The sequence below is a fragment of the Rhizobium sp. CB3060 genome, assembly GCF_025200735.1.
Taxonomy (GTDB): domain Bacteria; phylum Pseudomonadota; class Alphaproteobacteria; order Rhizobiales; family Rhizobiaceae; genus Rhizobium.
On sequence record NZ_CP104158.1, the window covers coordinates 700,681 to 713,000 of the forward strand.

Genomic DNA, 12,320 nt, shown 5'->3' on the forward strand with positions numbered 1-12,320 from the left:
GTTTTGCGCTAACGACATGCGCAAAATCAAGGCTTAAAGCGCAAGGAGTGAATCCCAGAGATCGCGATGCGCTTTAGCTCAGCCGTGATCGGGAATGCGAATGGCAATCAAGGTGCCGATGCCTTCGCGTGAGCGGATGCGCATGCGGCCGTGATGCAGTGTCGTCAGCGACCGGGAAATGGCGAGGCCAAGGCCCGAGCCTCCCTTGCTCTTGGCATATTGGTTCTGCACTTGCTCGAACGGCTGACCGATCTTGCTCAGCGCCGACTTCGGGATGCCGATGCCGGTGTCGGCGATCGTTAACATCACCGCGTCCCCGACCTTGCGCGTGCGCACCGCGATGCGGCCGCCGTCATTGGTGAACTTGACGGCATTGGAAAGAAGATTGAGCAGGATTTGCTTCATGGCGCGGCGATCTGCCGTCAGCTTGATGCCGGAGGAGATACGCTGTTCGACAAGGATGTTTTTGTAGGCAGCCGGAATGGAGGTGAAGCGCAGGCACTCCTCGATCAACGGCGCAAGATCGATCCGCTCGCAGGAGAGCTTGAGGTGCCCCGCCTCGATCTTCGACATGTCGAGAATGTCGTTGATGACGTTCAGCAGATGCTTGCCGCTGTCGTGGATATCCTTGGCATATTCATTGTATTTCGCCGAGCCCAGCGGACCGAACATCTGATCCTGCAGGATTTCGGAGAAGCCGAGAATGGCGTTGAGCGGCGTGCGCAGTTCGTGCGACATGTTCGCGAGGAATTCCGATTTGGCCTTATTGGCGGCTTCGGCGCGTTCCTTTTCTGCGAGGTAATTGGTGTTGGCGGTCGAAAGCTCCGCCTTTTGCCGCTCGAGGATCTGTCGCGAGGCGGAAAGATCGTTGATCGTCGCCATCAACCGGCGTTCGGAATCGCGCAGGCGCTCCTGGTTGCGCTTCAACTGGGTGATGTCGGTGCCGACGGAAACGAGGCCGCCGTCGCGGGTGCGGCGTTCGTTGATCTGCAGCCAGCGCTCGTCGGCAAGCTGCACTTCCGTCGTTTGCGAGTGGCTGGAGCGGCCGGGATCGACAATGCGCCGCTCGATGACCGGGCGGGCCGCGGCTGCGTTGACCACGGCGCGTTCGGTGCCCGGCACCAGCACATTGTCCGGAAGACCGTAAGCTTGCTGGAAATGGGCGTTGCACATGACTAGGCGGTCGTTCTTGTCCCAAAGCACGAAAGCTTCCGAAGTGCATTCGATCGCATCGGCCAGACGTTGGTCGGCCTCGGCATAGCGCTGCGCCAGCCGATGTTGTTCGGTGACGTCCATGGCGATGCCGATCATGTGGACATGACCGGAATTGGTGCGGATGACCTGGGCGCGGGCACGCATCCAGACATAATGTCCTTTGGCATGACGAATGCGCAGGATCTGATCCACCTGGCCGGCAGTGCCGCGGGTGACCGATCGGGCCAGCACATGCAGGCTGTTATCATCGGGGTGCATCATCCGGGCCGCGTCGGTGAAGGAGAGCGGCCGGTCGGCGGCCGGCAGGCCGAGCATGTCGTACATCGATCGCGACCAGAAGAATTCGCGGCTGGCGAAATCAAAATCCCAGAGACCGCAGCGCCCGCGTGACAGCGCGGTCTCGACGCGCAGATTGGACTCGAGGAAGATCTCGTCGGCATCGCGTGCCCGTTTCACCTGGGTGTAATAGGCATAGAGGATGACGAGCAGGATCGAGGAAATGCCGGCAAAAAGCGTGACATTCAGCGTCAGCTCATCGCGCCAGAGCTTGTCGATCTGCTCCATCGAGGCGGCCGACAGGACGAAATCGCCCTTGTCTCCGATCAAGGAAATCGCCGCGTAGAAGGGCGCTCCGTCGATCATCGTCTCGATCACGCCGGCATGGTCGCCGAAACTTCGGATGGCTGACACTTCGGGGAAGAAATCGGAGATGGTCAAGCCGATATAGGCGGAGCCGGCGGCAGACGACCCGAAGACACGGCCGCTCGCCTGCACGAGAAGGACGAATGCGCCGGTGTCGAGCCGGTCCTGCGGAAGGTAAGTCGCAAGTTTCTTTTCCGCGCCGCTTCGGTCGCCGATCTGGAACAGGCTGGCATCGTTGGAAAAGGCCGCCGAAGCGGCGGCGATGGAAAGCGATGTCGCCCGGCGCGCAGCCGCGGTCATCCGCCCATGCTCCATCATCATGCCGAAGAAATGCGACGCGGCGACCACCATCAGAAAGGAGACGATGAGGACGGGAATTACCCGTTTCAGGATATGTTCGGCCTTCGGAAAACGGCGCGAAACCGTTTCCGCCCGTACGCCCGCTCGATCGGTAACACCGCTATGCCAGGATTTCAGACCGTCGAAATTAACACGCAGCCGCCCATCGGCCGCGGTTGCCCGCCGCACGTCCACCATCGCTCTAGCCTTGTCCCTCGTGTGATTCGCTGCGCCGCTCGCCCGAATCTGCCTTAATGAATCACTCGTGATTCGCCTTGTCCAGAGGGGAGGGTAAAACTTTCTTAACCATATGCGATTTCGAGGCTTTTTGCACTCGCAATGGTAAGGCGACGGCGCGCGGGACTCGTTCCGGCTGAAAAAAGCGGGCTCAAATCACCCGCTTTGATCTCGGACAAGCAAGTGAAATTCACTCCTTGAGGATGCGATCCACAATATCGCGAACATCCGTCGAAAGGTTGGCGGCGCGTTCGATTTGCATCAGAGCGGAGCGGGCGTGATCGGCACGAACGGGTTCCAGCAAGCGCCAGGAACGCATGGAGGTCAGAATGCGTGCCGCCAACTGAGGGTTGCGCTGGTCGATATCGAGGATTTGCTCTGCGAGGAAGCGATAGCCGGCTCCATCCGCACGACCGAAGCCGGTCGGATTGGCAAAGGCGAAGGTGCCGACGAGAGCGCGCATGCGGTTGGGATTGGTGCGCTTGAAAAGCGGCGTTTCCATCAGGCCCTGGATGCGCTCCAAGGTCGCCGCGCCCGGAATAGCCGCCTGGATGGCGAACCATTTGTCGATGACCAGCGCGTTTCCGGTGAAGCGATCATGGAAGGTCTCGAGCGCCGCCTTGGCCTCCGCCGTCTCCGGAAACCGGTGGGCGAGGATCGTCAGGGCGGCACTGAGATCGGTCATGTTGTTCGCCGCATCAAAGGCCGCTTTGGCGCGAGCCGGCGCATTGTCCGACTGCGACAGATAGGTGAGCGCGGCATTCCGCAATGCTCTGCGTCCGGCGCTTGCGGCATCCGGGCTGAAGGGTCCCGGTGTCTGCATGTTGTCATAGAGTGAAGCGAAGATTTCTTTTCCGGCTTCGGCGACCAGCGCGAGGATCGCCTGACGGCCGGTATGGATTGCGTCCGGATCGTTATTGCCGCCAAGTTCGCGGGCAATGTCGGCTTCGCTCGGCAAAGCCAGCGCCTGAGCGCGGAAGGCTGGCTCCAGGCTCTCGTCGCTTGCCGCCGCCAGAAGCGCATCGATGAATGCGGCGTCGCAAGTGACAGGGATGCCTTGGCGTGTATCGCGGGCGGCCTGCAGCAGGTTCGGCAGGCCAAGGTCGATCAGCGCCTGCCAGCGTGCGAAATGGTCGGTTTCATAATGAGCGATCAGCGCCAAGTCCTTGGCGCTCTGGCTGAATTGCAGATTGATCGGTGTCGAGAAGCTGCGGTTCAACGACAGCACCGGCCGCGAGGGAATGCCGTGGAAGACTGCCGTCTGCGCCCGCGTAGTCAGGTGCAGGACGTCGTCGGTCAGTTCCGCTCCGGTCACCGATGTCGGCGTCAACAACGTCCCATCCGCGGCGAAAAGCGCCGTGCGCAGCGGGATATGCATGGGTTCCTTGTTCGGCTGGCCGGGAGTGGCCGGCACCATCTGTTCAAGCGACAGTGCGAAGGTCTTGGCGCCGGCGTCGTAGGTGCCGGAGGCGGTTACCAGCGGCGTGCCGGCCTGATGGTACCAGAGCGAGAACTGCGTCAGGTCGCGGCCGCTCGCATCTTCGAAACATTTGATGAAATCCTCGATCGTCACCGCCTGGCCGTCGTGACGGTCGAAATAGAGGTCCATTCCCTTCTTGAACAGATCGCGGCCGAGGAGGGTGGCGATCATGCGGGTGACTTCGCTGCCCTTCTCGTAGACTGTCGTCGTGTAGAAGTTGTTGATCTCACGATATTTGGTCGGGCGAACCGGATGGGCAAGCGGGCCGCTGTCCTCCGGAAACTGCTCCGATTTCAGATGACGGACTTCGGCGATGCGCTTGACCGGCCGCGAGCGCTGATCGGCGGAATATTCGTGATCGCGATAGACCGTCAGGCCTTCCTTGAGGCAGAGCTGGAACCAGTCGCGGCAGGTGATGCGATTGCCGGTCCAATTGTGGAAATATTCATGCGCGATGATCGCCTCGATATTGGCATAGTCGGCATCGGTGGCGATTTCCGGATCGGCCAGCACGTATTTGTCGTTGAAGACGTTGAGGCCCTTGTTCTCCATCGCCCCCATGTTGAAATCGGAGACGGCGACGATCATGAAAATGTCGAGATCGTATTCGCGACCGAACCGCTCCTCATCCCATTTCATCGAGCGCTTCAGCGCATCCATGGCATAGGCCGCGCGTGGCTCTTTGCCATGCTCGACATAGATCTTCAGCGCCACTTCACGGCCGGACATCGTGACGAACGTATCCTCGACCACGCCGAGATCGCCGGCGACAAGTGCGAAGAGATAGCTGGGCTTCGGATGCGGATCAAACCAGGCGGCGAAATGCTTGCCTTCGCCATAACCGGCCCCGCCGAGAAAATTGCCGTTCGACAACAGCAGCGGATTGGCCGCTTTATCCGCGATGATGTTGACCGTATAGGGAGCAAGTACGTCGGGGCGATCCGGGAAATAGGTGATGCGGCGGAAGCCCTCGGCCTCGCATTGGGTGCAATAGATGCCGCCTGTGCGGTAAAGTCCCATCAACTGCGTGTTGGCTTCGGGGTTGATGACCGTCGTGATCGTCAGCTCGAAAGGCACGCTTTCCGGCAGGTCGCGGACAGTCAGGCTTTCCGCCGTCGCCTCGAATTGCCCGGCCGGAACTTCGATCTGGTCGAGCAGCAGTCCCGAAAGGGTGAGCTCGTCGCCGTCGAGCACTAGCGGCGCCTTGGTGTCGGTGCCCTCGCGGCGATGAAAGATCAGCCGCGCTTCGACCTTGGTTTCGGTCGGGTGTAGATCGAAGGTGAGGTCCACGCGTTCCAGAACGAAGTCGGTGGGACGGTAATCTGCCAGATGGACGATCTGGCCGGTGTCTGTTCGCATGGTCTATCCTGATCAGGCTCATACTGCGGCGGGCGGCGTTGATCCGAAGCAGCGCTTCGGAGGCAAATCCGCGCGCATCATTACATCGAAATCTGAACCAAAGTTAAAGTCATATCACCGCGCCACTACGATTTGTGATGGCGAGGGAAGTATTTGATCAGGAAGGCCACATCTCATTTCAGATTGAAGGCCGCCTTGATCGCATCGTCGGCTTCCGTTTGCTGCACGACGACACCATACCATCCAAGTCCATCATAGTCTTCATAGCCGAGGGTCTTTGCGTAAGCGACGATGGCGCCATTATTGTCGTAATAGCTGCCCCGCGTCATGCCCTCGGGATTGGCGAGCGCGAAATGCGAGAACATCAATTTCGGATCGCTGCAGGCGATGACGCGTTTCTTGCCGTCGAGCAGCATCACCACGGTCTTTTCGGCGACCTGTGGCGGTAGGTTGGCCTCCTTGTCGACAATCGCCTGTCCCTGGTTCTGCCAGTCGAAATAGACGCCCAGCGTGCCGATCTGTCGGCCATCTGTTCGTCCGCCTTCCCGAATGCCGGTAGCGTAGACGAGCACATTGCGCCGGTCGTGCAACTCGCTGGGTTTGACTTCGTCGACGATATAGTCGTCACCCGATTGGCAGGCGACGGCTGCCCTGAACCAGGGATCCGCGGCGAGATTGGCGCCCGCGAGCTTGCGCTGGTAGGCGGGATTGGCCGAGGCGATGACCTGTCCCTTCATGTCGGTCACGACCAGATCGAGATAGACCGTATAGAAGCGGTTGATGACGCCCAGACGTTCGGCGGCGAAGGCCAGGCGTTGCGGCTGCGGGTCCTGAAGCGCCTCCCACAGCGCAGTGTCGGTCGCCCACCAGCGGACGTCGGCGGTGCGCTCGAAGAGATTGCGGACGATGAGCTGCACCAGCGTCTGGGCAAGATCGGTCAACCGAACGCCTTCCATCTCCCCGACCAGCGCTTCGGCCATGCCGCGGGTGACACCGATACGGCCGAGAACGTTATCTTCAAATTTACTCGCGATGTCGGTTGCGATCTGCGCCAGGCGCTGAACCTCGTTGGCGACCACCGCGAAGCCCTTGCCGGTTTCGCCGGCGCGGGCCGCCTCGATAAGCGCGTTGATCGCAAGAAGCTTGATCTGCTTGACGACATTGGTGTTGTCGGTGCTGAAGCGCTCCAGATCCTTGCCGATGCCTTCGGTGACGACCCGCATCGAGCGCGGTGTTACCGCACGCTGCTCAGGGCGCCGCTCCATCGATTGGGCTGCTGTCATCGAATGAAAACCTCGGAAATAGTAAAGGCTGAAGTAGGCGTTTGAAAATACATGCCGCGCCGCAGGCATTATTGACTGCGGTGAAATTAAATTGAAGTGCTTATGGTTTTTAAAAGGTTAATGCGGCCGTCAGTTCGGAAACTATACCGTTTTTAGCCCAAAAAAGGTCCCGACGGGCGGCTTCAACGCGGTCAGTCGGCTGTAGACTGCATCCGGCGCCCCGTCGGTTCGCCGCCCCGGACGGGCAGGGGTATAGACTGGAAGTCCGTCTTTTCGATGCGTCCTTCGTTCGGCTTGCGCATGGCGATGCGCCACCCCGCATAGCCGGCATAGAGCGCAAAGGCGAGGGCCAGGAACCAGAGAAGGCCGGATGGGCCGGCGAGTTGCATCATCGCGCCGCCGACCAGCGGTCCGGAGACCGTGCCCAGTCCGTAGAGCAGCATGATACCGCTGGAAATGGTGACATATTCATCCGGCGCCGCACGGTCGTTGGCATGAGCGACATTGAGTGCGTAGATCGGATAGAGCACGGTGCCGATGAAGAAGCCGGCGACATAGAGCGTCAATTGCCCATGCGCGTTGAACAACGTCATGGTGACGCAGGCAAGGATGCCGATAACACCGCAGACGATCATTACGTAGCGGCGGTCCATCTGGTCTGATATGCGGCCGATCGGCATTTGCGACACGGCACCGCCGGCGAGCACGCAGGCGAGCAACGTCGCACCCTCGGCCGTGTTCATGCCGACATTCTGGGTATAGACGCCGCCAAGGCTGCTCCAGGTGCCGGAGAGGGCGCCCGACAGCAGCGAGCCGACGAAGGCGATCGGCGACAGCCGGTAAAGTTTCGGCAGGTCGAACTTGGCCTGATGGATCGGCGTCGGCGATTTCGCGGTCGATAACGCCGTCGGCAGCATCGCCAGCGCGAAAATAACGCCGCACAGGATGAAGAGGGAGGTATTGCTGGGATCGCCGAGCGGTACCAGATATTGTCCACCGATCGAGCCGACCAGGCAGGTGATCATATAGACCGAGAAGATGGTCGCGCGGTTATCGTTGGTGACCCGCTCGTTCAACCAGCTTTCGATGATGAGATAGGCGCCGGCGATGCCGAAGCCGCTGATGCAGCGGAAGGCCAGCCAGGCGCGCCAATCGACCATCAATGCGCACAGCAGAATGCCGATACTGAGCAGCGAGATCAAGGCGCCGAATACGCGCACATGTCCGACCCGCTGCACGAAACGCGGTGTGATGATGCAGGATATGGTGAAGCCGAAAGTGTAGCCGGTGGCGATCACCGAAATGGTGAAGGTCGACCAGCCTTCCGCCACGGAGCGGATCGGCACGACGAAGTTCATCAAGCCATAGCCGAACATCATCAACAGCGTTGACAACATCAGACTGGCGATCGAGACGAGGCTGGCCAGCATTGGAGCGGGATTCCGGTCGATTGGTTGAAGCAGATGCGCATCGCAAAAACGCATCTTGCTCTATCCCAGCAATGATGCGCGATCAATCGCGACGGCACATGACGCGGGTGGTTGATCTGTGGCCCCTCGTCTTGAATGGTCATTGAAAAAGATGATGGCGAAAGAATGGTTTTAAACTTAAATTATTTGTTTAACTTCTTGCGATATCAGTGTTTTCAGATAACTATAGCATGCTATCGGATATCTGGGGCTTCGATCTGTGACGGCAGGTTTAATCAAAAAATATGAGAACTATTCCTTCCGTTTTGTATTTTAGAAGGGCGCCATAAGGAGGCCCGATTGAGCTTTTCCGTCGAGCAACTTGCTTGCCATCCCGAATTCGTCCCCTCCCTGCGTTTCCTGGCCCAGGCTTTGCGGGATCGCTACGACAGCGGCCCGCGGATCGCACGCCTGTTGGCCTCGCATCAGCGCTGGCTTTTGACCCAGACGGCCTATGCTCTTCATCTCGAATATGATCCGGCCATACCCGGCTCTGGTCTGACCGTCGTCAAGCTTCGCGATGTCATCACGCAATACCGCGTCGCAAGCCGCAACACCGTGCTGAGCTATATCGAGGAACTGCTGACCTATCGCTTCCTCATGCCCGCCCCTGGCGTTGTCCGGCGTCCCCGCCGCTATGCGCCGGCCGAGGTCAGCCACACCGCAATGATCAGCTGGTATCTCGCCAATCTCGCCGCGCTTGACCTACTCGACAATGGGAACCGCGCCGCGACGCTTGCCGCCCATCCGGTACTGGTCGACGTGGCGCAGCCGCGCATGGCGCGCCGCTGTCTGGAGACGACCGCCTGGCGCGAGCCGCCGGAGCGTGTCGGCTTGTTTCTCTGGACGGAAGCAGGGGGGCTGGTGATGGACCATCTCGTCTCTCGGGTGGACCTGGGTACGGAAGTAGACGGACGCGTCAATCTCGGCCGCATCGATACGCGGGCAATCGCTGCGCAGTTCATGATGTCGCGCACCCATTTGCAGCGCCTTTTGCGCAAGGCTGCCGATGGCGGCAGTCTGGGCTGGTATGACGAACCGAAAAAGACGCGCCTTTGGATGTCTCGCGACTTCCTGGACGAATATTGCCGCTGGCAGGCAGTGAAACTGGCTGCCGTGGATGAAGCTTTTGCGTGGGCGCAATGGATGGCGGCGCAGGCGGTTTCGGAACAATGAACCGCAAAAAAACGCCGGGCTAGGCCCGGCGCTGCTCTTCATGAAAATCTATTATGAAAATCCGAAAAAAGAGCGGGATCATCGACCTCGCTCTTTCCAAACCTATAGGGGGATGCTTGCAGCCACTGTACGTGCGGGGCTCAGCTCGCGCTGATCGGCCTTGCGCAGGCTGCGGGAGCGCTCGAATTCCTCTGCTGCGCGCACCGCGGAGCCGATATGTCCCACGGAATCGAGAAGAGTGAAAAAAGAACGCAAACCTAAAGACACGATGTCACCCCTGAAACAAAATCATACACGATGCTGTCGCGAATTTCGCGGAACTTCATACTCGCTTTGGAATATCAAGCATCTGCAAATGACAAGGCGAAGCCTTGATTTGCCTCAGCTTTTCATTGGTTAGCACTCGCGGAAATCGGCGAATATAGCGGTCGGACGAGCAACCCGAGCGGAGATACCGGTGCCGCGAGCAGTCATCTGCTCATTGGCGGCAATGCCGAGGCTGCGATGGCCACTGGTGGCGCGCACGGGTACGATGACGCGGCGCAGGGTATCAAATCCGCTATGGATAGGACGGAAACGAGCAGTCATGGCCTTGGTTCCTTTCAAATTTCCTCCCAAGACACACCGGATATATTGCAATGCAGCATTGATTCCGCAATGCACACGACTGGAAGACTGCCATGCAAAGAATGCATAACAAGTTTCATCTTCCGTTAATATTGGTGAAAAATTAGTCCGAATCTCCGGCGTCGATCCGACTTTTGAAGGTCAAAAGATCGTTCCAAGCCAAGCGCTTATTGATCGGCGCAGTCAACAGTTCCTGGGGGTGGAGGCTGGCGATTGCCGGTATCGTCCGGCCGGCTATCGTCACTTCCCGCCATTGTCCGCGCAGGCCGTGAATAGTTTCGTTGCTTTCGAAGAAGTGACGAGCGGTGAAATTGCCGAGCAGCAGCAGGGCTTTCGGCTCCGCGAGCGCGATCTGCCGCTCGATGAAGGGGCGGCATATCTCGACTTCCGGCGCCGACGGCGCACGGTTGCCTGGCGGCCGCCACGGAATGACATTGGTGAGCAGGATGCCGTCGCGCTGCAGACCGATGGCGCCCAGCATCTTGTCAAGCAATTGTCCGGTTCGTCCGGCAAAGGGCAGGCCTTCGCGGTCGTCGTCGGCGCTGGGCATCGGGCCGATCACCATGACCCGGCCTTCGGCACTGCCGCTGGCGAAGATGGTCGAGCGTGCGCTGTTTTTCAGATTGCAGCTATTGAACGCTTCCAGCGCGGTCTTGAGTTCGTTCAATGACCGGGCGCTTTCGGCGGCGAACCGGGCCTGTTCGACGGCCTGCTCGTCGGGGATGGCGGGTGCGCTTCGCGGCGACATCGGTGCAGCGACAGGCTGCGCGGCCTGGCGACGTTCCGGCTGCGCCGCGGGTCGTGTCGCAGGCGGTGGTGTCTCGGCACGCGGCTGGGCTGCTGGCCGGGTGCCTTGGCGAGCGGCCTTCATCGCCGCGAATTCGGCAAAGCGATCAACGGCCTCCTCTTCGAGCAGCCATTCGACGCCGGCATCCGCATGAAAATGCAGAAGGGCGGCAAGTTCAGCCGGAGTGAGGTCGTTGGCGGAGATCATGGACGAACTCTAACCAAAGCGGCGGAAGAACGAAAGGGGAGGGTGTTCTCTACCCTCACGCCGTCCACTGGCTGATGTCATCGCGCTCGCCGATCAAGGCAAGGCCGTGGGCGATCGACAGCAGCTCGCCGCCGGTTTCGATCCGTTCCTGACCGAAGCGTTCGGTAAAGATGCGGCGCACCGCCGGCACGAAAGAGGTGCCGCCGGTGAGGAACACCTTGTCGATGCTCCCCGGCAATGTGTTGGTGGTCGCCAGCACGTCATCCAGCGCGCCTTCGATGCGGGAGAGATCGTCGGCGATCCAGCTTTCGAAATCGCTGCGGCGCACGGTCCTGCGGCCGGCCTTGCCGAGCGGCGGGAAGTTGAATTCCGCTTCCTCTTCCGCCGAAAGCGCCATCTTCGTCGCCGACACGGCCTGATAGAGCGGATAGCCCTCATCGTGTTCGACGAGCTCGATAAAGGTCTCGAGCTTTTCCGGCTCCAGGCTGCTGCGCACCAGCGTCTTCAGATCGGCATATTCGCGCGAGGTCTTGAAGATCGATAGCTGGTTCCAGCGGCCGAAATTGGCGTAATAGGAAGTGGGCACTTCCAGCAGCTTGTCGAAGCTTTTGAAGAGGCTGCCTTTGCCGATCGCCGGCGAAACGATGTTGTCGATCATCCGGAAGTCGAAGTGATCGCCGGCAATGCCGACGCCGGAATGGCCGATCGGGGTCGCCGTCAGCTTTCCGCCATGGGTCTCGAAGCGGATCAGCGAATAGTCGGTGGTGCCGCCGCCGAAATCGGCCACCAGCACGGTCGCATCCGTTTTCAGATGCTGGGCGAAATAGAAAGCCGCGGCCACAGGTTCGTAGACGTAATGGATTTCAGGAAAGCCGAAGCGCGCCAGTGCCGCGTTATATCGGGCAGTGGCGAGGGATGCATCCGGGTTGGCGCCAGCAAAATGCACCGGCCGTCCTGTGACGATGCGGCCGACATCCGTCGGCCAAGCATCGCCGGCATAGGCGCGCAGCCGGCGCACGAAGATCTCCATCAGATCCTCGAAGGTGTGGCGCTTGGCAAAGACCAGCGTGCCCTGGAAAAGCGCACTGGCCGCAAAGGTTTTGATGGATTGCAGAAAGCGGCAATCGCCGGGATTGTCGATGAACTGCCGGATGGCAGCATGCCCAGCCTCGACCTTCAGCGCCGCAGCACCCAGTCCCGGATCCTTCATGAAGGACAGGGCCGTGCGCATGCTGTCGGCGGTGCCGGCGACACTGGTGAAGGCGACCGATTGTGTCGCCGGGCCATCGGCGAGCGCCAAAACCGTGTTCGTTGTGCCGAAGTCGAAACCAAGCGCTCGAGCCATGCCCGCACTCCCTTCTGCTGAAATTTTTTGGAATGGGGCAACGCCCCTTATGGAACGCGAGACGCGCCCTTGTCGTAAAGAGGGCGCGTCATGGCATGGCTGAATTGTAAGCGCAAGACGTGAGAGAGCATTTGTTTCGCAATGACCTTATCCG

General features: G+C 60.0%; 8 protein-coding genes. 1 reads left to right on the forward strand and 7 read right to left on the reverse strand.

Annotated elements, in window-relative coordinates:
* Positions 1-78: 78 nt before the first annotated feature.
* From N2601_RS03495 to N2601_RS03510, 4 genes are all read right to left on the reverse strand, one after another.
* A complete protein-coding gene (locus N2601_RS03495) occupies positions 79-2,394 on the reverse strand; it encodes a PAS domain-containing sensor histidine kinase (protein WP_104822457.1) in 2,316 nt (771 codons plus the stop codon).
* A 229-nt stretch (positions 2,395-2,623) separates the two neighbouring features.
* Positions 2,624-5,272, reverse strand: a complete 2,649-nt coding sequence (gene pepN / locus N2601_RS03500; RefSeq protein ID WP_104822458.1) for an aminopeptidase N — start codon at positions 5,270-5,272, stop codon at positions 2,624-2,626.
* A gap of 173 nt (positions 5,273-5,445) precedes the next feature.
* Positions 5,446-6,555: a methyl-accepting chemotaxis protein gene (locus N2601_RS34135; protein WP_104825031.1), complete on the reverse strand. Its 1,110-nt coding sequence runs from the start codon at positions 6,553-6,555 to the stop codon at positions 5,446-5,448.
* A 191-nt stretch (positions 6,556-6,746) separates the two neighbouring features.
* Entirely contained in the window at positions 6,747-7,985 is a 1,239-nt protein-coding gene (locus tag N2601_RS03510; RefSeq protein ID WP_104825032.1) for an MFS transporter, read from the reverse strand.
* Between the two features lie 339 nt (positions 7,986-8,324).
* On the opposite strand from N2601_RS03510, the gene N2601_RS03515 reads away from it, so the two are divergent.
* Positions 8,325-9,200 carry a hypothetical protein gene (locus N2601_RS03515; RefSeq protein ID WP_104822459.1) on the forward strand — a complete coding sequence of 292 codons (876 nt, stop codon included), beginning with the start codon at positions 8,325-8,327 and terminating at the stop codon, positions 9,198-9,200.
* Positions 9,201-9,596: 396 nt separating this feature from the next.
* On the opposite strand, the gene N2601_RS03520 is transcribed toward N2601_RS03515, so the two are convergent.
* From N2601_RS03520 to N2601_RS03530, 3 genes are all read right to left on the reverse strand, one after another.
* Complete coding sequence (locus N2601_RS03520; protein WP_104822460.1) at positions 9,597-9,788, reverse strand: hypothetical protein; 192 nt, start codon at positions 9,786-9,788, stop codon at positions 9,597-9,599.
* Between the two features lie 142 nt (positions 9,789-9,930).
* Entirely contained in the window at positions 9,931-10,821 is an 891-nt protein-coding gene (locus N2601_RS03525) for a uracil-DNA glycosylase (RefSeq protein ID WP_104822461.1), read from the reverse strand.
* A 55-nt stretch (positions 10,822-10,876) separates the two neighbouring features.
* Positions 10,877-12,166: an Hsp70 family protein gene (locus N2601_RS03530; protein ID WP_104822462.1), complete on the reverse strand. Its 1,290-nt coding sequence runs from the start codon at positions 12,164-12,166 to the stop codon at positions 10,877-10,879.
* Positions 12,167-12,320: the final 154 nt, after the last annotated feature.